The 23000-nt window shown below is 65.2% G+C and carries 25 protein-coding genes and 2 tRNA genes; 18 read left to right on the top strand and 9 right to left on the bottom strand.

Annotated elements, in window-relative coordinates; translation table 11 throughout:
- Nucleotides 1-306: 306 nt before the first annotated feature.
- From IP83_RS04060 to IP83_RS04070, 3 genes are all read right to left on the bottom strand, one after another.
- Entirely contained in the window at nt 307-948 is a 642-nt protein-coding gene (locus tag IP83_RS04060; protein WP_054120934.1) for a response regulator transcription factor, read from the bottom strand.
- Nucleotides 949-1141: 193 nt separating this feature from the next.
- Entirely contained in the window at nt 1142-1537 is a 396-nt protein-coding gene (locus IP83_RS04065) for a PilZ domain-containing protein (protein WP_156309568.1), read from the bottom strand.
- 362 nt (nt 1538-1899) lie between these two features.
- Nucleotides 1900-1976, bottom strand: a tRNA-Arg gene (locus IP83_RS04070).
- Nucleotides 1977-2051: 75 nt separating this feature from the next.
- On the opposite strand from IP83_RS04070, the gene IP83_RS04075 reads away from it, so the two are divergent.
- Nucleotides 2052-2840 (top strand): queuosine precursor transporter, encoded by a 789-nt coding sequence (locus IP83_RS04075; protein WP_054120936.1) that lies wholly within the window; start codon nt 2052-2054, stop codon nt 2838-2840.
- A complete protein-coding gene (locus IP83_RS04080) occupies nt 2840-3238 on the top strand; it encodes a DUF1761 domain-containing protein (RefSeq protein ID WP_054120937.1) in 399 nt (132 codons plus the stop codon). The genes IP83_RS04075 and IP83_RS04080 overlap by 1 nt, the downstream gene beginning before the upstream one ends.
- 61 nt (nt 3239-3299) lie before the next feature.
- Here IP83_RS04080 and IP83_RS04085 read toward each other — a convergent pair whose 3' ends face one another.
- On the bottom strand, nt 3300-3521 hold the full coding sequence (locus IP83_RS04085; protein WP_054120938.1) for a PspC domain-containing protein: 222 nt from the start codon (nt 3519-3521) through the stop codon (nt 3300-3302).
- Complete coding sequence (locus IP83_RS19825; protein ID WP_156309569.1) at nt 3518-3664, bottom strand: hypothetical protein; 147 nt, start codon at nt 3662-3664, stop codon at nt 3518-3520. Before IP83_RS19825 ends, IP83_RS04085 begins: the two co-directional genes overlap by 4 nt.
- 349 nt (nt 3665-4013) lie before the next feature.
- On the opposite strand from IP83_RS19825, the gene rimP reads away from it, so the two are divergent.
- From rimP to rbfA, 7 genes are read left to right on the top strand one after another with little or no spacing between them, the layout of a single operon-like run.
- Nucleotides 4014-4574, top strand: coding sequence for a ribosome maturation protein RimP (gene rimP, locus IP83_RS04090; RefSeq protein ID WP_054120939.1), 561 nt, complete (start codon nt 4014-4016; stop codon nt 4572-4574).
- A gap of 3 nt (nt 4575-4577) precedes the next feature.
- Complete coding sequence (nusA, locus tag IP83_RS04095) at nt 4578-6218, top strand: transcription termination factor NusA (RefSeq protein WP_054120940.1); 1641 nt, start codon at nt 4578-4580, stop codon at nt 6216-6218.
- Nucleotides 6199-6951 (top strand): DUF448 domain-containing protein, encoded by a 753-nt coding sequence (locus IP83_RS04100; RefSeq protein ID WP_054120941.1) that lies wholly within the window; start codon nt 6199-6201, stop codon nt 6949-6951. The genes nusA and IP83_RS04100 overlap by 20 nt, the downstream gene beginning before the upstream one ends.
- Before the next feature lie 5 nt (nt 6952-6956).
- Nucleotides 6957-9545 (top strand): translation initiation factor IF-2, encoded by a 2589-nt coding sequence (infB, locus tag IP83_RS04105; RefSeq protein WP_197274273.1) that lies wholly within the window; start codon nt 6957-6959, stop codon nt 9543-9545.
- Nucleotides 9542-9709 carry a hypothetical protein gene (locus IP83_RS19830; RefSeq protein WP_156309570.1) on the top strand — a complete coding sequence of 56 codons (168 nt, stop codon included), beginning with the start codon at nt 9542-9544 and terminating at the stop codon, nt 9707-9709. The genes infB and IP83_RS19830 overlap by 4 nt, the downstream gene beginning before the upstream one ends.
- Before the next feature lie 2 nt (nt 9710-9711).
- Nucleotides 9712-10245, top strand: coding sequence for a DUF1697 domain-containing protein (locus IP83_RS04110; protein WP_054120943.1), 534 nt, complete (start codon nt 9712-9714; stop codon nt 10243-10245).
- 17 nt (nt 10246-10262) lie between these two features.
- Nucleotides 10263-10658, top strand: coding sequence for a 30S ribosome-binding factor RbfA (gene rbfA / locus IP83_RS04115; protein WP_054120944.1), 396 nt, complete (start codon nt 10263-10265; stop codon nt 10656-10658).
- On the opposite strand, the gene IP83_RS04120 is transcribed toward rbfA, so the two are convergent.
- Nucleotides 10655-11248 (bottom strand): YceI family protein, encoded by a 594-nt coding sequence (locus IP83_RS04120; RefSeq protein ID WP_054120945.1) that lies wholly within the window; start codon nt 11246-11248, stop codon nt 10655-10657. The two genes, rbfA and IP83_RS04120, sit on opposite strands and share 4 nt — an antisense overlap.
- Before the next feature lie 138 nt (nt 11249-11386).
- Here IP83_RS04120 and IP83_RS04125 point away from each other — a divergent pair, with 138 nt between their 5' ends.
- From IP83_RS04125 to IP83_RS04155, 7 genes are all read left to right on the top strand, one after another.
- The gene (locus IP83_RS04125; RefSeq protein WP_054120946.1) at nt 11387-11938 is read left to right on the top strand and encodes a GNAT family N-acetyltransferase; all 552 of its coding nucleotides are present in this window, start codon (nt 11387-11389) and stop codon (nt 11936-11938) included.
- Complete coding sequence (locus IP83_RS04130; RefSeq protein WP_054120947.1) at nt 11938-12636, top strand: site-2 protease family protein; 699 nt, start codon at nt 11938-11940, stop codon at nt 12634-12636. Before IP83_RS04125 ends, IP83_RS04130 begins: the two co-directional genes overlap by 1 nt.
- A complete protein-coding gene (gene truB / locus IP83_RS04135; protein ID WP_054120948.1) occupies nt 12633-13532 on the top strand; it encodes a tRNA pseudouridine(55) synthase TruB in 900 nt (299 codons plus the stop codon). The genes IP83_RS04130 and truB overlap by 4 nt, the downstream gene beginning before the upstream one ends.
- A 5-nt stretch (nt 13533-13537) precedes the next feature.
- The gene (gene rpsO, locus IP83_RS04140; protein WP_054120949.1) at nt 13538-13807 is read left to right on the top strand and encodes a 30S ribosomal protein S15; all 270 of its coding nucleotides are present in this window, start codon (nt 13538-13540) and stop codon (nt 13805-13807) included.
- A gap of 171 nt (nt 13808-13978) precedes the next feature.
- Nucleotides 13979-16288, top strand: a complete 2310-nt coding sequence (gene pnp, locus IP83_RS04145; protein WP_054120950.1) for a polyribonucleotide nucleotidyltransferase — start codon at nt 13979-13981, stop codon at nt 16286-16288.
- A 117-nt stretch (nt 16289-16405) separates the two neighbouring features.
- Nucleotides 16406-18541, top strand: coding sequence for a hypothetical protein (locus tag IP83_RS04150; RefSeq protein WP_054120951.1), 2136 nt, complete (start codon nt 16406-16408; stop codon nt 18539-18541).
- Complete coding sequence (locus IP83_RS04155; protein WP_231624895.1) at nt 18538-19281, top strand: DUF3142 domain-containing protein; 744 nt, start codon at nt 18538-18540, stop codon at nt 19279-19281. Before IP83_RS04150 ends, IP83_RS04155 begins: the two co-directional genes overlap by 4 nt.
- Here IP83_RS04155 and IP83_RS04160 read toward each other — a convergent pair.
- Nucleotides 19238-20401, bottom strand: coding sequence for a GGDEF domain-containing protein (locus tag IP83_RS04160; RefSeq protein ID WP_082364484.1), 1164 nt, complete (start codon nt 20399-20401; stop codon nt 19238-19240). The genes IP83_RS04155 and IP83_RS04160 overlap by 44 nt on opposite strands.
- Nucleotides 20402-20550: 149 nt before the next feature.
- Nucleotides 20551-21285: a GcrA family cell cycle regulator gene (locus tag IP83_RS04165; protein ID WP_054120952.1), complete on the bottom strand. Its 735-nt coding sequence runs from the start codon at nt 21283-21285 to the stop codon at nt 20551-20553.
- A 122-nt stretch (nt 21286-21407) separates the two neighbouring features.
- Between IP83_RS04165 and IP83_RS04170 the strand changes: the two genes are divergently transcribed.
- Complete coding sequence (locus tag IP83_RS04170) at nt 21408-22292, top strand: ABC transporter permease (protein ID WP_054121047.1); 885 nt, start codon at nt 21408-21410, stop codon at nt 22290-22292.
- Nucleotides 22293-22323: 31 nt separating this feature from the next.
- On the opposite strand, the gene hspQ is transcribed toward IP83_RS04170, so the two are convergent.
- Nucleotides 22324-22704 carry a heat shock protein HspQ gene (gene hspQ / locus IP83_RS04175; protein ID WP_054120953.1) on the bottom strand — a complete coding sequence of 127 codons (381 nt, stop codon included), beginning with the start codon at nt 22702-22704 and terminating at the stop codon, nt 22324-22326.
- A 165-nt stretch (nt 22705-22869) separates the two neighbouring features.
- Between hspQ and IP83_RS04180 the strand changes: the two genes are divergently transcribed.
- Nucleotides 22870-22959, top strand: a tRNA-Ser gene (locus tag IP83_RS04180).
- Nucleotides 22960-23000: the final 41 nt, after the last annotated feature.

The raw sequence follows: 23000 nt of genomic DNA on the forward strand, positions 1-23000 counted from the left end.
CGGCGCAAACCTCTGATAAGTGTTAACGGAACTTGGAGTATATCGCCGGAACGGGCAGGGAACTCGCCCGTCCCGGCGCATAGGTCGAAACCTGACCGATCTCCGCTCGCAACGGATGTGATCATGGCGGGCATCCTCTGGCAAAGGGTGAAGCCCGCTGGCAGGTCGATGACGGAGGTCTCCCGCCCGGGCATCTGATGCCCGGGCGCCTCTTCTGTTGTTGGCGCGCAAGACTTGGGGACGTTGCGCGCAATCCCTCGGTAGATGAAATCTGTGCGACCCGAAGGGAGTTAACGGTTCCGGCTGTCAGGCGTAGGCGGGGCTCATCGCGAATTCGTCGTTGGCCGGCTGGAACTCGCCCGAGCTCAGCGCGATCACGATCGCCTGGGCGGTGTTGCGGACATTGAGCTTGGACAGCACGTTTCGGCGATGGATGTCGACCGTGCGCGGGCTGATCGCCAGCTTGGCGGCGATGCGTTCGGTGGTGCAGCCGTTGATCACGTCATTCAGCACCTGGCGCTCACGCGAGGTGAGCATGGCGACCCTTTCCTTGGCGCGGCCACCCATGACCTTGGCCGGCTGGTTGCGGCGCAGATCGTCTTCGGCGCGGTGGATGGCGCGGTCGAGCAGGCCCGGCTCCGACGGCCAGACCACGAAATCGGATGCGCCTTCGCGGATCGCGGCAACCGCCTTTTCAAAGCCGGCGTTGCACGAAAACTCGACCTTGGCCGAAACCGGGGCGCGCTCGGCGCGATACTTGTCGATCTGCGCGCGGCAGGCAGACTCGTGTCGAAGCATGAATACGACGGCGCGGTCGATCTTGGCAGGAAGTTCCTCGACATCGTTGAACACCACACTGCGAATGCCCAGCGAGCTCAGATTGTGCGAGATCTCGGCGCGCAGATGAACACTGTCCTCAACGACGTAAACAACTGTTCTCTCGTTCATTTTTCCCGACCCGTGCAGAAATCCGTTAGTGAAGCTTGCCTAATTGGGATTTGCCCGTGCCGCCATCGATAACGGTGCCATTGCGGCAGCGAGTTTGGTTAAAATCGTACCACCGAAACCAAAGCTGCCATTTTGGTTTTAACTTGGGATCGCCCGAAGGCCGGGCATTTACGGCAGGAACAGCTGGTTAGTTTCAGATGCGACGAAGTGCGGCAAGGTCAGGCCGGCGATCGCTGACACGGTGCTTGGACTTGACCTCCCAGTTCGCGTTGCGCTCAGCAAGATCACGTAGCCGCTGCAGCGTGTCCATCATGATCTCGAGATTGATCGATTCGTCGAATTCAACGCCGAACACCTGATCGTTGACCCAGCGCACGGTGGCGGTGACGGTGCGGTTGTCGGGCAGCAGAATCTCGGCGAATTCGCCGCGGATAGGCGGCAGGCCCTTGCAGGTGCCGCACAGTCCGCGCGCGGAAATGTTGCGGATGACGATTTCGAACGAGGCGAGGCGCTCGGTCTGCATGTAGCCGCGCAAAAGGCGGCGTTCGCGCGGCTCTCGCGGGTGTTGGGGCAGGCTTTCTTGCTTCACGGCTCGCTCCATGGGACTCTTGTGCAAAGTGTTGACTGTAGCTGGCGATCGGCTTGGACAGCGCGAGGCTTGTTTATTATCCCGATATACCCGTACTCAGCCGAGTATCGAGGCAGAGACAGTCTGCTTATTCTCGGGTTGGACACGGCATCTCTGGCAATTGCGATCGGGCAGGGCCCGCCGCATGACTGGCGCTGTTGTTAGGACAATTCAGGTGACTACAGCAGTGCTGCATCTTCATGGCATTCCCCCATTGATCAGGAGAATCTACGTGGCAGGTGTTAACGCGCGTTTGGAACCCGGGTAACCAAATAGACCGAGTTCATGCAAAAAAGGGCGGGACCGTCGGGGAAGGGGGAGGTTGGCGCGCCCTGCAGGATTCGAACCTGCGGCCACCGGCTTAGAAGGCTGGTGCTCTATCCAGCTGAGCTAAGGGCGCGCACGACGTGTTGCTCTGGCCGTGCCTCATAAGGCCGCTTTGCCTGCCGTGCAAACCGCGTTAGCAACATGGTCCATGAACCAGCACCGCTTAGCCCGCATCGAAGGCAGCGCCGGCGCGCGCCGCCATTTCCGCTTCTTCGACTACCTGATGGCGGCATTCGTCGCGATCCTGCTGCTGTCCAATCTGATCGGGGCGGCCAAGCTGACGACGGTGTGGGGCTATACCTTCGGCGCGGGCATCCTGTTTTTTCCGGTGTCCTATGTGCTGGGCGACGTGCTGACCGAAGTCTACGGCTACGCCCACGCACGGCGCTGTGTGTGGGTGGGCTTCTTTGCCCTGCTGTTCATGGCGTTCATGAGCTACGTCGTGGTCGCGATGCCGCCGTCGGACGGCTGGGGCTGCGCCTCCAGCGGCGATCCGCGCTTTGCCGAGGTCGTGGCCAAGACATCTGCGGGCGCGGTGTGCCAGACAACTTATGATTCGGTGTTCGGCAGCACCTGGCGCATCGTGATCGCCTCGGTGGTCGCGTTCTGGGCGGGCGAGTTCGTCAATTCCTTCGTGCTGGCGCGGATGAAGGTCTGGACCGGCGGCAAGTACCTGTTCACGCGCACCTGGGGCTCGACGATCTTCGGTCAGGCCGTGGACAGCGCGCTGTTCTATCCGATCGCCTTCCTAGGCACCTGGGCAACCACCGACGTGCTCCATGTGATGTGGACCAACTGGGCGCTCAAGGTCATCTGGGAGATCGTGCTGACACCGGTGACGTATGCGGTGGTCGGCTTCCTCAAGGAGAAGGAGGGCGTCGACGTGTTCGACACCGACATCGACTTCTCGCCCTTTGCAACAACCGAAGACGCCTGATGATCTACATCGTCCTCAATGGCGGTGCCATTCTGGCGGCGACCATGGTGGGGTTGCTGCTGGGGATGATCTGGCAGGTGCTGGTGGATCGTGGACGGACCGGCGGACCGGGCGTTGCGGGAACCCTCTTGCTCGCGTTTGTGGCCGAAGCATGGCTTTGCGCGATTCTGGCCGGAGCGCTGATCCTCGCGCCGCCCAAAGGCAGCGTCTGGACAATGACGATCGGCAGCGCATTTGTGATCTGGCTGGGCTTCGTGGTGCCGAGCCTTGCCGCGTCCTACCGCATGCGGTCCTTGCCCATGCGTTCGGCGCTGGTCGATTGCGCTTACTGGCTGGTGGTGATGCTGGCGCAGGCGGTGGTGTTGCGCCTCATCGGGCTGGTGCCGCCGCCAGTTTAAACGACCATGGCCCTCCCCGAATTCACGAGAAGGGCCATGTGGGGAGGGTCCGGCGGCGGGCTCAATCGGCGATCAGGCCGATGGCGAGGTAGATCAGGATCAGCGAGCCGAAGCCGACCAGCGTGCCGACGACCCAGGCAACGCGCACCAGTGTGACATCGAGACCGAAGTAATCGGCGATCCCGGCGCTTACGCCCATGATCTTGCCGCGCTGCTTGTTGAGACGGAAGCCCCGAGGGGCCGGCGATTGGACCCCATGGTCCTCGAAGCGCAGGTCGCTCATGCTGCGTACACCGAGCTGACGGTGGCGGTGTGGAGCGGGCTCTGCACCGGGCTGGTGACCGTGCCGCCGACGAGGGCGAAGGTGAGGGCGATCGCAGCGGCTGCGCTGAAGATCGGGGCTGTGAAGTTGCGGATGGTGGTCATGTCGTGGTTCCCTTCTTTGGTTCGAGTGTGGCGCCGTCCAGTCCGTCCGGCGTATGCCAAGGTCTTTGCATAGCGCGTGCCAAATGCTCGAAATGGCGGAATTCTGCGGTTTGGCGTTCTTGATCTAGTTGGTTTCGCCTAGTTGCTTGCCAAAGAGTGGGAAATTTCACCGACTTTCGGGAGCGGATGGTTGGGCAATCTTGGTGCTTGCCTTTTCTGGCTCGTCAGCCTAGGGGCGATGCATCCCGACATTGTGAAGGCAAAGTCTGGGCTGGCGCCAACCGGGGCCGGCACCAAACCGGTTTCCTTTGCAATTGGGCCTTTGCCGCGTTGGCCCCATGGAGCATGCATGAACGATATCGCACGGATTACCGAGATCGCCGGAGAAGAGGCTGCCAGCCTCGGCTTCGATCTCGTCCGCGTGCGCTATTTCAAGGGCGGCGAAATCGGGGATGAAGAGCACACGCTCCAGATCATGGCCGAGCGGCCCGAGACCGGGCAGCTGGTGATCGAGGATTGCGCCGCGCTGTCGCACCGGATTTCGGACCGGATCGATGCGCTGGAAGAGGCAGGCGAGGTGCTGATCGAGGATGCCTATCGGCTCGAGGTCAGCTCACCGGGGATCGACCGCCCGCTGACCCGCGCGAAGGACTTCGCCGCGTGGACCGGGCACGAAGCGCGGATCGAGCTTGCCGAACTGCAGGACGGGCGCAAGCGCTTCCGGGGTGATCTTGTCGGCTTCGATGCCGATGCAGAGATGATTTCGATCAACGACGACGGCGTGGTATATGCCGTACCATTCAGCCTCGTCGCCAATGCCAAGCTTATCCTGACCGATAAGCTGATTGCCGCTTCCCGGCCGCTGGATGTCAGCGGCGTGGACGACCTAGTTGAGGAACAGGAAGACTAAGCCATGGCCAGTGCGATTTCCGCCAACCGCGCCGAGCTGCTCGCGATTGCGAACTCCGTCGCGACCGAGAAGATGATCGACAAGTCCATCGTCATCGAGGCGATGGAAGAAGCGATCCAGAAGTCCGCGCGCAACCGCTATGGCGCCGAGAACGACATCCGCGCCAAGCTCGATCCGCGCACCGGCGACCTGCGCCTGTGGCGCGTCGTCGAGGTGGTCGAGCATGTCGAGGACTACTTCAAGCAGGTCGATCTCAAGGCCGCGGAAAAGCTGCAGCCGGGCGCCAAGATCGGCGACTTCCTGGTCGATCCGCTGCCGCCTGTCGATCTCGGCCGCATCGACGCGCAGTCGGCCAAGCAGGTGATCTTCCAGAAGGTCCGCGATGCCGAGCGTGACCGCCAGTACGAAGAATTCAAGGACCGCGCGGGCGAAGTGATCACCGGCGTGATCAAGTCGGTCGAATTCGGCCACGTGATCGTCAACCTCGGCCGCGCCGAGGGCGTGATCCGCCGCGACCAGCAGATCCCGCGCGAAGTGCCGCGCGTCGGCGAGCGCGTGCGGGCCTGGATCATGAAGGTGGAGCGCCAGAACCGCGGTCCGCAGATCTTCCTGAGCCGCGCACATCCCGAGTTCATGAAGAAGCTGTTCGCGCAGGAAGTGCCCGAGATCTACGACGGCATCATCGAAATCAAGGCCGCCGCCCGCGATCCGGGTTCGCGCGCCAAGATCGGCGTGATCAGCCGCGACAGCAGCATCGACCCCGTCGGCGCCTGCGTCGGCATGAAGGGCAGCCGCGTGCAGGCCGTCGTGCAGGAACTGCAGGGCGAGAAGATCGACATCATCCCGTGGAGCGAGGACACCGCGACCTTCGTGGTCAACGCGCTCCAGCCCGCAACCGTCAGCCGCGTGGTGATCGACGAGGAAGAAAGCCGCATCGAAGTCGTCGTGCCCGATGACCAGCTGTCGCTCGCCATCGGTCGCCGCGGCCAGAACGTGCGCCTTGCTTCGTCGCTGACGGGTTCGGCGATCGATATCATGACCGAGGCGGAAGCATCGGAGAAGCGCCAGAAGGAATTCGCCGAGCGCTCGAAGATGTTCGAAGAAGAGCTCGACGTGGACGAGACGCTTTCGCAGCTGCTCGTGGCCGAAGGCTTCAGCGAGCTGGAAGAAGTTGCCTACATCGACATCGCCGAACTGGCGGCCATCGAAGGTTTCGACGAGGAGCTGGGCCAGGAGCTGCAGAGCCGCGCCGTTGAAGCGCTGGAACGCCGCGAGGAAGCGCAACGCGAGGAGCGCCGCGCGCTGGGCGTCGAGGACGACCTTGCCGAACTGCCGCACCTCACCGAGGCCATGCTGGTCACGCTGGGCAAGGCGGGCATCAAGACGCTCGACGATCTGGCCGACCTCGCCACCGACGAGCTCATCGCCAAGAAGCGTGGGGGTGAACAGCGCCGCCGCGGCAACAACAATGAAACCCGCCGCGACCGCGAGCGCAGCGAGCGCGCCGAGGACAAGGGCGGGGTGCTGGGCGAATATGGCCTGAGCGAAGAGCAGGGCAACGAGATCATCATGGCTGCGCGTGCGCACTGGTTCGAGGACGAGCCAGCAGCTGAGGAGGCCGCCCATGCGGAATCCTCACAATGAAGCGCTAAGTTCCGACATCTCTGGCGGCAAGCCGGCCGGGACTTCCGCAAAGGAGGCCCAGCCGGAGCGCAAATGCGTGCTGACCGGGCGCCACGACGCGCGCGGTGAGCTCGTGCGGCTGGCTCTTTCGCCCACCGGCGATGTGCTTCCCGATGCCCTGGCGCGCGCGCCGGGGCGGGGGGCGTGGATCGGTGTGAGCGAGGACGAGCTGGCGGCTGCTGTCGCGGGAGGCAAGCTGCGCGGCGTGCTGGCGCGGGCCTTCAAGGGCGCGCCGCTGACCATTCCGGCAGACCTTGCGGAAAAGACGCGCGCTGCGCTGACGCGCGCCTTGTCGGACCGGCTCGGCATCGAACTGCGCGCGGGCAACATGGTGCTCGGCACGGAAAAGATCGCGCAGGCTGCACGGGCCGGAGCGGTGACGTGGCTTGCCCATGCCAGCGACGCCGGAACCGATGGCCCGAACAAGCTTGCCCAGGCCTGGCGCGTGGGCGAGGAAGCGGAAGGCAGCGGTCTCAAGGGTGTCATCTTGCCGCTGGACCGCGCGGCGCTGTCTGTGGCATTGGGCCGCGACAACGTGGTTCATTTGGCGCTGATCGATGCCGCCGCGGCCGAACGAGTCGCGGTGCCGCTGCAGCGCCTGCTCCATTTTCTCGGGTCTGAGCATGATCGTGCTGGGGACTTGACCGCCGCTGCTCCGGCAGCGCGCGATACTGTTGATACGAAGGGTGTGTGAATTCGATGAGCGATGACAAGAAGCCGACGCTCGGCCGCAGGCCGCTGGGCCTCAAGACTTCGGTCGAGGCGGGCGAGGTCAAGCAGACCTTCAGCCACGGGCGGACCAACAAGGTCGTCGTCGAGGTCAAGCGGCGCAAGCTGATGCCGCGCACCCCGGGTGAAGGCGCACCTGCTGCGCCCGAAGCGGCTCCGGTCGCAGCCGCGCCGGTCGCGCCTGCGCCGCAGCCGGTCCGCGCGCCCGCGCCGCCCCCGCCGCCGCCCGCCGCTTCGCGCGAGACGCGTCAGGAAATGCAGACCCGTCTTCTGCGTGAAGCCGAAGAGGCCCGTCTGCAGGCGCTTGAAGCCGCCAACCGCCGCGAGCAGGAAGAACGCCTGCGCGCCGCCGAGGAAGCACGCCGCGCTGCTGACGCGCGCAAGGCTGGTGAGGCCGCCGAAGCGGCTGAGCCCGTCGAAGCACCGGCTCCCGCGCCTGCTCCGGTCGAGGCACCTGCTGCCGAAGCGCCGGCCCCGGTTGAAGCGCCGGTGGCTGCTGCTCCTGCCGCGCCTGCCGAAGTCGAGGCGCCTGCTGCCGCTGCTGCCGAAACAGTGGCACCGGCGCCGCGCCGGTTTACTCCGGTCGTTGCGCCCAAGCGGCCTGAACCGCCGGCCAAGAAGCCCGCGCACGCCCCGCGCGACAAGGGTGCGGGCGACCGCCGTCAGGCCGGCAAGCTTACCGTCACCCGCGCGCTCAACGAGGACGAAGGCGCCCGCGCCCGCAGCCTCGCCGCGCTCAAGCGCGCCCGCGAGAAGGAGCGCCGTGCGCACTTCGCCGGGCAGTCGCAGCCGCGCGAGAAGCAGGTGCGCGATGTCGTGGTGCCCGAGGCGATCACGGTGCAGGATCTCGCCAACCGCATGGCCGAAAAGGCTGCGGACCTGGTGAAGGCGCTGTTCAAGATGGGCATGATGGTCACCATCAACCAGACCATCGACCAGGACACCGCCGAACTGCTGGTCACCGAATTCGGCCACAATATCAAGCGCGTGTCCGAATCGGATGTCGACATCGACACTGCGGCGGACGTCGATGAAGAAACCTCGCTGCAGCCGCGTCCGCCGGTGGTCACGATCATGGGCCACGTCGACCACGGCAAGACCAGCCTGCTCGACGCGCTGCGCGGCACCGACGTGGTGCGCGGTGAAGCCGGCGGCATCACGCAGCATATCGGCGCCTACCAGATCAAGACGAAGAGCGGTGACCACATCACCTTCCTCGATACGCCGGGCCACGAAGCCTTCACCGAAATGCGCCAGCGCGGCGCCAACGTGACAGACATCGTCATTCTGGTGGTTGCGGCGGATGACGGGTTGATGCCGCAGACGATCGAGGCGATCAACCACACCAAGGCGGCCGGCGTGCCGATGATCGTGGCGATCACCAAGGCCGACAAGCACGAGGCCAACCCGCAGAAGATCCGCGAGCGTCTGCTCGAACACGAAATCGTGGTCGAGGAAATGTCGGGCGACGTGCAGGATGTCGAGGTTTCGGCCAAGACCGGGCAGGGCATGGACGAGCTGATCGAGAAGATCCTGCTCCAGGCCGAACTGCTCGAACTGCGCGCCAACCCGGACCGTGCGGCGGAAGCCACCGTGATCGAGGCCAAGCTCGACAAGGGCAAGGGTCCGCTCGCGACGGTGCTGGTCAATCGCGGCACGCTCAAGGTGGGTGACATCCTCGTGGTCGGCACCCAGTCGGGCCGCGTCCGCGCGATGCACGATGACAAGGGCCGCCAGATCAAGGAAGCGCCTCCGTCGTTGCCGGTCGAAGTGCTCGGCCTCGGCGGTGTGCCGATGGCGGGCGATACGCTGACGGTCGTGGAGAACGAGGCGCGTGCCCGCGAGGTCGCCGCCTACCGCCAGGAACGCGCGACCGCCAAGCGTACCGCGCAGGCGCCGACGAGCCTCGAGAACATGTTCTCGGCGCTCGCCGCCAAGCAGACCGTGATCGAGTATCCGGTGGTGGTGAAGGCCGACGTGCAGGGCTCGACCGAAGCGATCGTCAATGCGCTCAATCGCATTTCGACCGACGAGATCAAGGTGCGCATCCTCGCTTCGGGCGTGGGCGCGATCACCGAAAGCGACGTCAACCTCGCGCAGGCGAGCGGCGCGCCGATCATCGGCTTCAACGTCCGCCCCAACGCCAAGGCACGCGAACTGGTCGAACGCTTCAAGGTGCGCATGAAGTACTTTGACGTGATCTATCAGCTCACCGACGACATCCGCCTCGAAATGGCCGGCCAGCTCGGGCCGGAGCGGATCGAGACCGTGGTCGGCCGTGCCGAGGTCAAGGAAGTGTTCCCCGCGGGCAAGCGCGACAAGGCAGCCGGTCTGCTCGTGGTCGAGGGCTTCATCCGCAAGGGCATCAACGCGCGCCTTACACGGCAGGACGTCATCATCTCGCAGACCGTCATCCACTCGCTGCGCCGCTTCAAGGACGACGTTCCGGAAGTGCGTGCGGGCCTCGAGTGCGGTGTGGTGCTGGCCGATACGAACGACGTGAAGCCGGGCGATCAGCTCGAAGTCTTCGAGGTCGAGGAGCGCGTGCGCACGCTGTGACCGAACGAGCAGACCTTTCGGGCATGACCGTGACCGAGCGTCTCGCCTTTTGCGGTCTGTTCGATGGGTTTGATCGCCCGCGTGGGCATTGGGATGTCGAAGCTCTCAGGCTGATCTTTGCGGAGATCGGCCTCGAGGGCTACGACATCGAGCAATTGCGCTGACCATGCCCCGCTACGTCGCCTTGCTCGGCTCCATTAATGTCGGCGGTAATCGGCTGTCGATGGCGGAGCTGCGCGAGGCGTTCGAACGTGAGGGGATCGAAGGCGTCGAAACCGTGGTAGCCAGCGGCAACGTGCTGTTCGAGCATGAGGAGCGGCCCAGCGAGGGGCTGGCGGAGATGCTCGAATGGATCGTGAGTGATCGGTTCGGCTTTCGCAGCATGGTCGTGGTGCTGAGTGCCGACGAGCTGCGCGAGGTGATTGCGGCCAATCCCTTTGCCGATGGTGATGAGGCTAAGGTCCATGTCCTGTTCCTTGATGGGGACCTGGATGCGGCGCAGTTCCGCGTGCTGGTGGAAGATCACAAGGGGCGCGGGCCCGAGAGGCTCGCAATGGGCGCCCGCGCTCTCTATATTGATTTCGCAGCCGGCGTGGCGGCGAGCAGGCTGACGGGGCCGTTCCTCGAACGGCGGCTCGGACGCCGCGGTACGGCTCGGAACATACGCTCGCTCGCGCGCATTCTGGCGAAGCTGGGCTGAAGGATAGACGTACGACGATGGCCAAGCAGCCTGCATCCCCGGAAACGCGCTCGGTCCGCCTGCTCAAGGTGGGCGAGCAAGTGCGGCACATCCTTTCGGAACTGCTGATGCGGCAGGAAGTGCATGACGACGTGCTCACCGCGCACAGCGTCTCGGTGACGGAAGTGCGCATGTCGCCCGACCTGCGCCACGCGACGGCCTATATCAAGCCGCTGCTGGGGGCGAACGAGGAAGCGGTGCTCAAGGCGCTGCGCACCAACACCGCCTATTTCCAGAAGGAAGTGGCCCAGCGCCTGCGGTTGAAATACGCGGCCAAGGTCAGGTTCCTGGCCGACGAGAGCTTCGATGTGGCGGGTCATATCGACGCGCTGCTCGCCGATCCGCGCGTGGCGCGGGACATCGCGCCAGACTAGTTCGGCACCATCCGGGCGCGGATGGTCACGTGGACCATCGAGCCGATGATGAAGGGATAGGCCGTCATCCCGAACTGGCGCCGGTCGATCACCCCGGTGCCGACGATCGAGATCGGCTGCGTGCCGCCGGTGGAGTAGGGCGGAACCGAGAAGGTGACCGCCAGCTTGATCGGCCGGGTGACGCCGCGCGCGGTGATCCGGCCTTCCACATCGGCGGTCTTGTCGCCGGTCATCTTGATGCGCTGCCCGACGAATCGCACGGTGGGGTAATGCGCGACGTCGAAGAAGCTCTTGCCTTTCAGCGTCTTGGCTTGCGAATCCCCGGTCGTGAGCGTGCGCGCGTCGATATCGACGACCATGTCGAGCGCCTCGAGATCGGCGAACGAGAGATTGAACGTGCCGGACATGTCCGGAAAGCTCGCCGTCTTCGAGGCGATCCCGAGGAACGCGACTTTGGCATCGACGCGGCTGGCGGCCTTGTCGACGACGTAGCGCAAGTCTCCGGCCATTGCCGCCATTGGTGACAGGAAAAGCGCGAGGGACGCAAAGGCAGCGAGCAGGCGGGTCAGCGCGGAGGGCATGCCGGTCATTCTTGTGGACCTTGTATGAATGGACCGTGACGGACAGGAATTCGGCACAGGCGCTTGGCTTTCCCGGCGCAATGCCTATGTGGTCGGGGCTATGGCAAGCCTCTCTTTCCGCCACTTTGCCCTTGGGCTGCACGCGCGATGAGCATCGACGCGCTCTATGTTCCGCTGGAGGACGGCGATTTGCGCATCGAGCCGCTGCGCGAGGAGCACCGCGAAGCGCTGCGCGGCGCCTGCGCGCAGGATAGCGAGATCTGGGCGATCTATCCGTTCTGCTATGTGGGCGAGCATTTCGATCCGCAGTTCGACAGTTTGCTGGCGGGTCCACCGGCGCGCTGCGTCTATGTCGTCCTGAAGGATGGCGAGGTGGTCGGCATGACGGCGTGGATCCTGTTCGGCGATCCGGCCTGGTCGATCGAGATCGGCAACAGCTTCATCCTGCCCTCGCTGCGCAGCACCGGCTTCAACGGGCGGTTGAAGCGGCTGATGATCGACCATGTGTTTGCCTGCGGATTGGAGCGGGTGGTCTTCAAGGTCGATGTGATCAATACCCGCAGCCGCGCCGCGGTGCGCAAGCTGGGCGCGGTGGAGGAAGGGATCATGCGCCGCGAGCGCAAGACGTGGAACGGGCGTGTGCGCGACACTGCGATCTACGGGCTGCTGCGCGAGGACTGGCAGGCGGCGCGCGCGTGATGAGCACACCCTATCTGATCGCCACGCTGGTGGTGCCGATGGTGTTCGCCATCGTGCTGCACGAGATCGCGCATGGCTGGGCGGCGCGGATGCTGGGTGATCCGACCGCCTATGAGCGCGGGCGGCTGAGCCTCAATCCGTTGAAGCATGTCGATCCGATGGGCACGCTGATCCTGCCTGGCACGCTCAAGCTGCTTGGCCTGCCGGTGTTCGGCTGGGCCAAGCCGGTGCCGGTGAGCTATGCCCGGCTGCGTAACCCCAAGCGCGACATGGCGTTCGTCGCGGCGGCGGGGCCGCTGACGAATTTCGTGCTGGCGGCGCTGTCTGCTGTCGCGTTCGGGCTGCTGCTGCGTGGGGTCGATCCGCAGGGGACGCCGGGCTGGGGCACGCTTTTCGTCGCGGACAACCTCAAGAACTTCATCGCGATCAACGTGTTCCTCGGCACATTCAACCTGCTGCCGCTGCCGCCGTTCGATGGTTCGCGCATCGTGCGCGGGCTTTCTCCGGCCGCTGGGGTGCGGCTGCTCGACCGGATCGAACCGGTGGGCATTCCGCTGTTCATGATCGTGTTCATCGTGCTGCCCTGGGCCTTTCCGGGGCTGCATATCGTCGACCGGCTGGTCGGCCCGCCGATGGAATGGATGCTCTCGCAGTTCGAGCACATCATCGTGCTGGTGGCGGGGCCTGAACTCGATTGACCAGCGGTTGGATCATTCTGGACAAGCCACACGGCCTCGGTTCGACGCAGGCCGTGGCGGCAGTGAAGCGCAATCTGCGGGCCGCGGGTTATGGCAAGGTCAAGGTTGGCCATGGCGGCACGCTCGATCCGCTGGCGACGGGCATTCTTCCCATCGCGGTGGGGGAGGCAACCAAGCTTGCGGGGCGGATGCTCGATGCCAGCAAGGAATATGCGTTCACCGTGCGATTCGGTGAGGAGACAGATACGCTCGATCTGGAAGGCAAAGTCATCGCGACAAGCGATGTGCGGCCTGCGCCGGACGAGATTGGCGCCATTCTGACGCGCTTTGCCGGCCCGATCGAGCAAGTTCCGCCAGCTTATTCGGCGATCCTCATCGATGGCGAGCGGGCCTATGACCGTGCCCGCGCGGGCGAAGCGGTCGAGATGAAGAGCCGTTCGGTGACGGTCCATTCGCTCACCGCAGGGCACGTCGGCGAAAGCGAGATTACCCTGATCGCCCATGTCTCCAAGGGCACCTATATCCGCAGCCTCGCAAGGGACATTGCGTATGCCCTCGGCACGGTCGGCCATGTCACCATGCTGCGCCGCCTGCGCGCGGGTCCGTTCGGCCTCGCTCAGGCGATTTCGCTGGACAAATTGAACGATGTGGGTAAGGGCGCACCCCTTGAACATATCCTCTTGCCGCTGGAGGCAGGGCTGGTCGACATCCCGGCTCTTGACCTCACGCCCGAGCAGGCAAGGGCGGTCCGCCAGGGCCGCGTTCTTGACGGGCTGCCCCATAACGACGGGCTTTACTGGGTGCGCTCCGGAGCTGTTCCGGTCGCCTTGGTTCAGCTTTCAGGCATGAGCCTGACCGTTGTGCGGGGGTTCAATCTTTCCGATGTCGCGGAGTAAGTACAATGTCGGTTACCGCTGAAAAGAAGCAAGCCATCATCGCGGACAACGCCCGCGCGGCCAATGACACGGGTTCGCCGGAAGTGCAGGTCGCCATCCTGACCAGCCGCATCCAGACCCTGACCGAGCACTTCAAGGCTCACCACAAGGACAACCATTCGCGCCGCGGGCTGCTGATGATGGTCAACAAGCGGCGCTCGCTGCTCGACTATCTCAAGAAGAAGGATGTGGAGCGCTACAATGCCCTCATCCAGAAGCTCGGTCTGCGCAAGTAACCAAGCAGGAAGCGGCCCCAAGGCGGGCCGCTTTTTGCATGTGGCGACTGTCCGGCAATCCGGCCGGCGGACGCATCCCATGGGGCCAGACCAGCGCCCCGCACCGGACCGGGACGGCACACCCGGCAGCAAACCCCGCGCGCAATAGGGCGGCGGGCTGAAGGAAAACACATGTTCGACGTCAAAACCGTATCGCTGGAGTGGGGCGGGAAGACCCTCACTCTGGAAACCGGCCGCATTGCCCGTCAGGCTGACGGCGCGGTCCTCGCCACGTATGGCGAAACTGTCGTGCTTTGCGCGGTGACTGCCGCCAAGTCGGTGAAGGAAGGCCAGGACTTCTTCCCGCTGACCGTGCACTACCAGGAAAAGTTCTCGGCCGCCGGACGCATCCCGGGGGGCTTCTTCAAGCGCGAACGCGGCGCGACGGAAAAGGAAACGCTGGTTTCCCGCCTGATCGACCGTCCGGTCCGCCCGCTGTTCCCCGAAGGCTTCTACAACGAAATCAACGTCATCGCCCAGGTCATGAGCTATGACGGCGAGACCGAGCCCGATATCGTCGCGATGATCGCCGCTTCGGCTGCGCTGACCATTTCGGGCGTACCGTTCATGGGCCCGATCGGCGCCGCGCGCGTCGGCTTCAAGGATGGCGAGTACCAGCTCAACCCGTCGATGGCGCAGGTTGCCGAAGGCCGCCTCGATCTCGTCGTCGCCGCGACCGACCAGGCCGTGATGATGGTCGAATCGGAAGCCAAGGAACTGACCGAGGACGAGATGCTCGGCGCGGTCATGTTCGCGCACGATGAATGCCGCAAGGTTGTCGGCGCGATCATCGCGCTGGCCGAGAAGGCCGCGAAGGATCCGTGGGAAATCGACCTGTCGGACAACACCGCCGACATCAAGAAGAAGCTCAAGGACATCATCGGCGCTGATGTTGCCGCCGCCTACAAGCTGACCGACAAGTCGGCGCGTTCGAACGCGCTGAACGAGGCCCGCGCCAAGGCGAAGGCTGCGTTCGCGGACGAGACGCCGCAGACCCAGATGGTTGCGATCAAGACCATGAAGAAGGTCGAGGCAGACATCGTGCGCGGCGCCATCCTCAAGGACGGCACGCGTATCGACGGCCGTTCGGTCACGCAGGTTCGCCCGATCGAATCGATGGTCGGCTTCCTGCCGCGCACCCACGGTTCGGCGCTGTTCACGCGCGGTGAGACGCAGACGATCTGCACCACCACGCTGGGCACCAAAGACGCCGAGCAGATGATCGACGGGCTCGACGGCCTCTCGTATCAGCGCTTCATGCTGCACTACAACTTCCCGCCCTACTCGGTTGGCGAAGTTGGGCGTTTCGGTGCGCCGGGCCGCCGCGAAGTCGGCCACGGCAAGCTCGCCTGGCGCGCGCTGCACCCGGTGCTGCCGAGCAAGGAAGACTTCCCCTACACGATCCGCGTTCTCTCGGACGTGACCGAATCGAACGGCTCATCGTCGATGGCCACCGTCTGCGGTGGCTGCCTTTCGATGATGGATGCGGGCGTTCCGATCGAGCGTCCGGTTTCGGGCATCGCGATGGGCCTTATCCTTGAAGGCAAGGACTTTGCGGTCCTTTCGGATATTCTGGGCGACGAGGACCACCTCGGCGACATGGACTTCAAGGTTGCGGGCACCAGCGCCGGCATCACCACGATGCAGATGGACATCAAGGTAGCCGGGATCACGAAGGAAATCTTCGAGGTCGCGCTCAAGCAGGCCAGCGAAGGCCGTGCGCATATCCTGGGTGAGATGACCAAGGCGCTGGGTTCGGCCCGCAGCGAGCTTTCGGCGCATGCTCCGCGCATCGAGACGATCCAGATTGACAAGTCGAAGATCCGCGAAGTGATCGGCACCGGCGGCAAGGTGATCCGCGAGATCGTCGCCGAGACCGGCGCCAAGGTGGATATCGACGACGAGGGCGTGATCAAGATCAGCTCCTCGGACATCAACCAGATCGAGGCGGCGAAGAAGTGGATCCTCGGCATCGTGGAAGAAGCCGAAGTCGGCAAGATCTACGACGGCAAGGTCGTGAACATCGTCGATTTCGGCGCGTTCGTGAACTTCATGGGCGGGAAGGACGGCCTCGTCCACGTCTCCGAGATGCGCAACGAGCGGGTCGAGAAGCCCACCGATGTGGTCAAGGAAGGCCAGGCCGTGAAGGTCAAGGTTCTCGAGATCGATCCGCGCGGCAAGGTTCGCCTTTCCATGCGCGTTGTCGATCAGGAGACCGGCGCCGAGCTCGAAGATACCCGTCCGCCCCGCGAACCGCGCGAGCCGCGTGGTGATCGCGGCGATCGCGGTGGTGACCGCCGCGGCCCCGGTGGCCGTGATCGCGGTCCGCGCCGTGATAGCGGCGGCGGTCGCGACGGCGGCCGTGATCGTGATCGCGGCCCGCGTGGCGGCGGCGAAGGCGGCGGCGATCACATGCCGGCGTTCCTCAAGTCTGACGACTGATCGTCCGGCTTCAGGCCAAACCGAACGAGGGGCTCGCAGCTGGCTGCGGGCCCTTTTTTCTTGCCTCGGCGCGGGCGGCGGGAGAGCATTGGCCGGACTGGATTCGGGAGAGAGACGATGCGGCTGCGGCTCACCAAGGGCGCAATTCTGGCGGGGCTGCTGGCCTCATCGGGCGCGGCGCTGGCCTGTGCGGATGTCGGCTGCGATCCCAACTGGTCGCTGTTCGGCGGGGCGCAGGCCTGCCACAATCGCGTAGTGATCGCGCCGGGGAACGACAGCCGGGTGAACCTGCTGGCGCTGTTGCGGGATTCGGCGGGGTTGGGCCTGACCGGCGCAGTGACGGGCGGGGGTGATTATCCCAAGCCGGAGTACGACGAGGAGGGCTTTGGCCACACGTTCCTCGATTGGGGCATGGTGACGCGGACGTGGGTGCCGGAGCTCGATCCCAACGCGGCGGCCACGGCGGAGGTGACAAACGGCCCTTGCGACTGGTTTCGTAGCGGGGCGCCGGACTTTGCTGCAGCGCTGGGCGCCAATCGTGCGCTGCCGGCGGCGGAGCGCAGCACGCTCACCGCCGCGCGCGAGAAGATGGTCGCGCGGTGCAGCGACAGCACGCTGCCCGAAGTGCTGCCGGGGATCGCGGTGAACAGCGCGCCGGGCAAGGCGTTCCTCGGCTACCTCGCCGCCTCGGATGCCTTTTACGCCGACCGCTATGCAGACGCCGCCAAGGCTTATGCCGCGCTGACCGGTGCGCCCGACCCGTGGGTGGCGGAGACCGCGCGCTACATGGTCGCGCGCGCGGAGCTGCGCCTGGCTCTGGCAAAGAGCATTGATCAGTATGGCTTTTTTGATGGCCTCAAGTCTGTCGACAAGGCTGCGGCCCAGCGCGGCCGGACGGCGCTCGCTGACTATCTGAAGGCCTGGCCCAAGGGCCGCTATGCCGAATCCGCGCGGGGGCTGGAGCGCCGCGCGATGTGGCTGACCGGCGATTTCGCGGCGCTCGGCGAGCGCTACGAGAGCCTGCTCGCGGCGATGCCGACCGACGGCGAGGCGCTCGTCGGCCTTATCAACGAGGCGGACGGCAAGTACCTGTCCACCAGCGACAACCCCAACCCGCGCGGGGGAGGGCTGTTGCTGCTGGCGGCGGCGGACCTCACGGCCATGCGGGTTGCCAATCCGGATGACCGCTACGACATGGGAGGCGGGGAGAGCCCGCTCGGCGCCGACGTGCTGGCGAGCCAGCAGGCAAGCTTCCTGCGCGCGCCGCAGCTCTATGCATTCCTGCAGGCCAACCACGCGTTCTATGTCGCCAAGGACTACGCGCGGGTGCTGCAGCTGATCCCGGACGATGCGAAGCGGCCCAGCTACACGCCGCTCGCGTTCAGCCGGCAGGTCCTGCGCGGGCAGGCGCTGGCGGCGAAGGGCGATCCCAATGAGGCGGGTTTCTGGCTCGAACTGCTCGGTGGGGCCAAGGCGCTGTGGCAGCGGCCGACGGTCGAGCTGGGCCTTGCGATGAACTGGGAGCGGCATGGCAGGCTCGGGGCAGTATTCGCCCCCGGGTCGCCGATCACCGACCGGATGATCCGCGATATCCTGATGACTCACTCGGCCGGTCCCGCGCTGCTGCGCCGCTTGGCGCTCGATGTCGCGAACCCGCAGGAGCAGCGCGATACGGCGCTGTTCACCTTGCTCTACAAGCAGCTCAGCCGGGGCGACTACGCCGGGTTCCGCGCCAACCAGTCGCTGGTGCGTGCCGATGCGCCAACCGACGGGCTGTGGGGCTTTGCGCCGGGTACGACGGCGCCGCTCGGCCTGTTTGCCAAGGGCAGGACGGCGCAGGCCGGGTTTGCTTGTCCGGCGCTGTTGGGGACAGTTGCCACGCTGGCGGCGAACCCGCGGGATATCCATGCGCGGCTGTGCCTCGGCGAGTTCTGGCGGCTCAACAATTTCGACGGGTTCACCACACTCGACACGGCGCCGTCCAAGGGACTGCTCGGCGGGGCGGCGAACGACTTTCCCGGCCGGCCGCTGGCGCGCGGTGCGATCTACGCTGGCGTCATCGCCGATCCGCGCAGCACGCCGGGAGACCGCGCCTATGCGCTCTACCGCGCGGTCAACTGCTATGGGCCCTCGGGTTACAACAGTTGCGGCGGCGATGACGTGGACAAACCGGTGCGCAAGGGTTGGTATGATCGGCTGAAGCGCGAATTCCCGAAGAGTCCCTGGGCGCAGAAGCTGAAGTATTATTGGTGAGGCGCGGCTGGGCGGCGCTGCTGGCTGCGTTCGCGCTCGGGGCGTGTCGAGGCACCGAGGCGCCGCAGCCGGTCGATCCGGCGCGCTTTGACCGCTTCTTCCTCTGGGCCGGGGTGCCGCCGCCGCCTGCGGTCGGCAGGGCGCGCGAGCTCTACATTCTCGGCGGCGAAATCCGGCGCGGCGGAACGGCGCAGCTTGTCGATATGCGGGCGGGTGTGCCGCATGTGCGCCGGGCCAGGGTCTGGCTGACCGTCAGGGCCGAGCGGCTCGATTGGAATGCGCAGGTGTGGGATGCGTTACGCGCGATGCTGGCGCGGTGGCGGGCGGCGGGCAACCGGCTCGAAGGATTGCAGATCGATTTCGATGCGGCGACGCCGGGGCTGGACCGCTATCGCGCTTTCCTCGGGCAGGTCCGGCGCGAATTGCCGCCCGGCACGCGGCTTTCGATCACCGGCTTGCTCGACTGGAGCGCGAACGGCGATCCTGCGGAACTGGCGCGGCTCGCCGGGCTGGTCGATGAAGTGGTGATCCAGACCTATCAGGGCCGCACCACGATACCCGGCTATGCCGCGTGGTTCCGCCGGATCGACACACTGCCGCTGACCCACAAGATCGCGCTGGTCGAAGGCGGCGAGTGGACTCCGCCCGCCGCGCTGGCACGGGACCGGCGCTTTGCGGGCTATGTCGTGTTCCTCCTCAGGCCGCCTTCACCAGCGGGCCCGGGTCCTCGCCGGCCTTGAGAATGCGGTTGCGGCCCGATTGCTTGGCAAGATAGAGCGCCTCGTCCGCCGCCTTCAATGCCGCACTCTTTTCCGGATAGGCAAAGACATCGGCGATGCCGCCCGAGAAGGTGATCTTGCCGAACGGCGTGTCGTTGGCACGGTTGATCAGTCGGCGGTCCGCGATATCTTCCCGTGCCGCATCAAGCTTCTTCCACGCCTTTTCAACGGTGTGGTTGCGCCAGATGACGGCAAACTCCTCGCCGCCGTGGCGGGCGACGAAGCAGCGCGCGTCGGCGATGCGGTTGAGTGTCTCGCCGACGAATTTGAGCACGCGGTCGCCGGCCGGGTGGCCGTGGGTGTCATTCACGCGTTTGAAGTGATCGATATCGACGAATGCGACGCAGAGCGTTTCCCCGGCCTCGCGCGCCTCGCGCATTTCGCGGTCCAGCATGTGATCGAAGGCTCGGCGGTTGGGCAGGCCGGTCAGGTGGTCCATTTCGGCCATCCGGCGGGTTTCCTCGAGCGAGCTTTGCAGCACTTCGGCGCGGCGTTCGCTGCAGGCGAGTTCGTTCTCGATGGCGATGCTGCGTTCCATCATCGCCCGGGTCAGTGCGGCAAGTTCGGTGATGACGACACCGGCACGACCGACGCCTTCGAGTTCATCGACATGCTGCTTGAGTGCACTGCTGTACTCGCTCGTCGCGGTGCGCGCGCCGCTGGTGGTCTTGCTGAACTCGTCGAGGCTGTCCTCCAGCCGGCTCATCAGCACGGCCAGCGCTTCGCCGTTCTTGTCGTACGTGCTTTCGCCGCGCTGCTCCTCGATCCAGCTCAGCGTGATCGGGAGGCCCTTCTCGGTGCGCTCCAGGATCAGCTGGGCGAGGCGGGGGGCTCCGCCGGTGACGCATTCGTAAGCCACCGTCAGCGTCATCGGCAGGACTTCGAGATCGTGATCGATCAGGAAATCGGCAATTTTGCTGATCATCCGCCGTTTGGCCGGAAGCCACACCTCGCGTGCGGTAAGCTCACGCGAGATCTGCGGCTCCACGCCCGGTTCATCGGCGTCTGCTTCCGCGCTCCCGCTGAACCACTGCCACCAGCGCGACTTGCGCGCGTTCTCGTCTGATGTCTGTTCGCTCATGCCGGGAAGAACGGCCGTATCCACCCGAGGTTAACCACGGGTGGGAGCTGAAAGTGAGGCAAATCTGCGGTTTTTAGACCGGAACGGACATATGGCGCTGCCCAAACCTATCGGACGGGGCTTGCCCCATTGGCCATTCCGGACTGGATCTATCGCACTCGCGGCCCGCCGAATGGCATCGGCGGCGGCGGACGGCGATGGCCGCGCGGCAGCTGCGCCTGATAGGCGCGGCCGCAATGTTCGACGCAGTAAGGGAAGCCGGGGTTCACCTTGTCGCCGCAGAAGTGGAAGTCCGGCTCGCCGGGATGGCCCATCGGCCAGCGGCAGATGCGGTCGTTGAGATCGAGCAGGCTGGTCTTGTCGGCCACTTCCTGGCTCGGGCGCGCAGGCACGAGGCGGCGCGGCGGGGCAGGAGGAATCGGCGCCTGCTGGTCACCGGGGCCCTGTCGCAGAAAGCCGCCGGGGCCGACCGAGACGATGCGCGGCTGCGGCGGGGCGGCGGGAGCATCAGCCGATGCGGCAGGTACGGGCGCGGCGGGAGCCGGTGCGGCCTCGACCGGCGCGGCAGGCGCGCGGGGCGCAGGCGGAGAGCTGGCAGGCGCTGCCTGGGCCTGAGCCGAGACCGGGCGCGGCGTGGCGGCGCGCGGTTCGGCGGGCGCGGCGGCAGGTTCAGGCGCTGGGCGCGGGGCCTTGGCAGCAGGCGCAGGCTCGGTCTTCTCGTTCGGCTTGACCGGGGATGGGCGCGCCTTGAGACCAAGGCGATGCGCCTTGCCGATGACAGCGTTGCGGCTGACTCCGCCCAGTTCTTCGGCGATCTGGCTGGCGGTGGCGCCGCCTTCCCACATCTTGGTCAGCTTCTCGATCCGCTCGTCCGTCCAGCTCATGCCGTCTCAAATCCTTCAGTACGTGGTCCTGTCGGCACCGTCGCCGCAGGACAGGGCCTGCCCTGTGAAGCAAACCGCGCAATGCCTTGCCTTGATCCGGCATGCGCGATACCGCACCGATCATGGCCGATCAACCGATCCCCCACGACGGGGCCGCATCCTTCCGTGAACAACCCAGCCGTTCGGGCGATTTTCCGCCGCCCGGGCAACTGCGCTTCCGCAGCTTCAATCGCTTGGGGCTGTGGACCCTCTATATGAAGGAGGTGCGCCGGTTCTTCAAGGTGCAGACCCAGACGATCTGGGCGCCGGCGGTGACGACGCTGCTCTATCTGATGATCTTCACGTTGGCATTGGGTGGCGGCGGCCGCTTGGTGCTCGGCGTGCCCTTCGCCACTTTCGTCGCGCCGGGCCTGATCGCGATGGGGATGATCAACAACTCCTTCGCCAATTCGAGCTTCGGTCTACTGGTGGGCAAGATCCAGGGCACGATCATCGATTACCTGATGCCGCCGATTTCGAACGCGGAACTGATTCTGGCGCTGGTGGCAGCCGCGGTGACGCGGGCGATCCTCGTGGGCCTGGCGGTTGCAGGCGCGATGCTGTTCTGGCCAGGGGTTGACCTTACGGTGCATCACCCGTGGGCTGTCATCTGGTTTGGCCTCATGGGATCGATCCTCCTCGGCCTGATCGGCGTGCTGACCTCGCTCTGGGCGGAAAAGTTCGATCACAACGCCGCGATCACCAACTTTGTGATCACCCCGATGTCGATGCTCTCTGGCACGTTCTACGTAATCAGCAACCTCTCGCCGACATTCCAGATGATCAGCCGGTTCAACCCGATCTTCTATGTGATATCGGGATTCCGCTTCGGTTTCCTCGGCCAGAGCGATATCGGCACGACCAATGAGGCGGTGCTGCACGGCGCGATCGGGCTCGGCGTGCTGAACCTCGTGCTGTGGGTGGCGATCTACGCCATCTTCCAGTCGGGCTGGAAGCTGAAGAACTGACGGCAGGGCGCGCCGCCGTCAGCGCATCGGATCAGTGCGAGAGGCCGCGGCGCAAGCGGTAGCGCCCGTCGCGGAACGCATCGAACATCTCGTGCACCGAAGGGTGGTCCACCGGGCCGCCTTCCGCATCAGCCATCAGGTTCTGCTGGCTGACATAGGCGACATAGCTGTTCTCGTCGTTCTCCGCGAGAAGGTGGTAGAACGGCTGCTCGCGCGGGGGGCGGATCTCGGCCGGGATCGATTCGTACCACTCTTCGCTGTTGGCGAAGACCGGATCGATATCGAAGATGACGCCGCGGAAATCGAACAGCTTGTGCCGCACGACATCACCGATGCCGAACCGAGCTTTGGCGACGTGGGGAGCCGTGATCTCCCGGCCAGCCTGAGGCGAAAAGAAAATCGCTCTATCCATACGTGCGAATATAGGGCGCTGCCTGAGGGAAACAAGCGAGCCGTGCTGCAGAGCCGTGGATTGTAGGGCAGGTGTAACATGTTTCCCCTTGGCAAGCGGCAGACCATGCGCTAACGGCGCTCTTCCTCGACCGGGACGGCGCTTGCTGGCTCATCGACACTTCGCGGAGAGGTGGCAGAGTGGTCGAATGCACCGCACTCGAAATGCGGCATACGGGTGACCGTATCCAGGGTTCGAATCCCTGCCTCTCCGCCAAGTGGCTCTTCCAGATCCATCCACTATAGTCCGGAAATCCG

This window comes from Novosphingobium sp. AAP93 (assembly GCF_001296055.1).
Taxonomy (GTDB): domain Bacteria; phylum Pseudomonadota; class Alphaproteobacteria; order Sphingomonadales; family Sphingomonadaceae; genus Novosphingobium.

What these genes read in the sequence shown, in the direction of transcription:
- IP83_RS04130 (WP_054120947.1), top strand. Translation starts at nt 11,938, where the DNA reads ATGAGCACACCCTATCTGATCGCCACGCTGGTGGTGCCGATGGTGTTC.
- IP83_RS04085 (WP_054120938.1), bottom strand. Translation starts at nt 3,521, where the DNA reads ATGAGCGACCTGCGCTTCGAGGACCATGGGGTCCAATCGCCGGCCCCT.
- pnp (WP_054120950.1), top strand. Translation starts at nt 13,979, where the DNA reads ATGTTCGACGTCAAAACCGTATCGCTGGAGTGGGGCGGGAAGACCCTC.
- rbfA (WP_054120944.1), top strand. Translation starts at nt 10,263, where the DNA reads ATGGCCAAGCAGCCTGCATCCCCGGAAACGCGCTCGGTCCGCCTGCTC.
- rpsO (WP_054120949.1), top strand. Translation starts at nt 13,538, where the DNA reads ATGTCGGTTACCGCTGAAAAGAAGCAAGCCATCATCGCGGACAACGCC.
- IP83_RS04150 (WP_054120951.1), top strand. Translation starts at nt 16,406, where the DNA reads ATGCGGCTGCGGCTCACCAAGGGCGCAATTCTGGCGGGGCTGCTGGCC.
- nusA (WP_054120940.1), top strand. Translation starts at nt 4,578, where the DNA reads ATGGCCAGTGCGATTTCCGCCAACCGCGCCGAGCTGCTCGCGATTGCG.
- IP83_RS04110 (WP_054120943.1), top strand. Translation starts at nt 9,712, where the DNA reads ATGCCCCGCTACGTCGCCTTGCTCGGCTCCATTAATGTCGGCGGTAAT.
- IP83_RS04100 (WP_054120941.1), top strand. Translation starts at nt 6,199, where the DNA reads ATGCGGAATCCTCACAATGAAGCGCTAAGTTCCGACATCTCTGGCGGC.
- IP83_RS04125 (WP_054120946.1), top strand. Translation starts at nt 11,387, where the DNA reads ATGAGCATCGACGCGCTCTATGTTCCGCTGGAGGACGGCGATTTGCGC.
- IP83_RS04075 (WP_054120936.1), top strand. Translation starts at nt 2,052, where the DNA reads ATGAACCAGCACCGCTTAGCCCGCATCGAAGGCAGCGCCGGCGCGCGC.
- IP83_RS04165 (WP_054120952.1), bottom strand. Translation starts at nt 21,285, where the DNA reads ATGAGCTGGACGGACGAGCGGATCGAGAAGCTGACCAAGATGTGGGAA.
- IP83_RS04080 (WP_054120937.1), top strand. Translation starts at nt 2,840, where the DNA reads ATGATCTACATCGTCCTCAATGGCGGTGCCATTCTGGCGGCGACCATG.
- hspQ (WP_054120953.1), bottom strand. Translation starts at nt 22,704, where the DNA reads ATGGATAGAGCGATTTTCTTTTCGCCTCAGGCTGGCCGGGAGATCACG.
- IP83_RS04060 (WP_054120934.1), bottom strand. Translation starts at nt 948, where the DNA reads ATGAACGAGAGAACAGTTGTTTACGTCGTTGAGGACAGTGTTCATCTG.
- rimP (WP_054120939.1), top strand. Translation starts at nt 4,014, where the DNA reads ATGAACGATATCGCACGGATTACCGAGATCGCCGGAGAAGAGGCTGCC.
- infB (WP_197274273.1), top strand. Translation starts at nt 6,957, where the DNA reads ATGAGCGATGACAAGAAGCCGACGCTCGGCCGCAGGCCGCTGGGCCTC.
- IP83_RS19825 (WP_156309569.1), bottom strand. Translation starts at nt 3,664, where the DNA reads ATGACCACCATCCGCAACTTCACAGCCCCGATCTTCAGCGCAGCCGCT.
- IP83_RS04120 (WP_054120945.1), bottom strand. Translation starts at nt 11,248, where the DNA reads ATGACCGGCATGCCCTCCGCGCTGACCCGCCTGCTCGCTGCCTTTGCG.
- IP83_RS04170 (WP_054121047.1), top strand. Translation starts at nt 21,408, where the DNA reads ATGGCCGATCAACCGATCCCCCACGACGGGGCCGCATCCTTCCGTGAA.
- IP83_RS04160 (WP_082364484.1), bottom strand. Translation starts at nt 20,401, where the DNA reads ATGAGCGAACAGACATCAGACGAGAACGCGCGCAAGTCGCGCTGGTGG.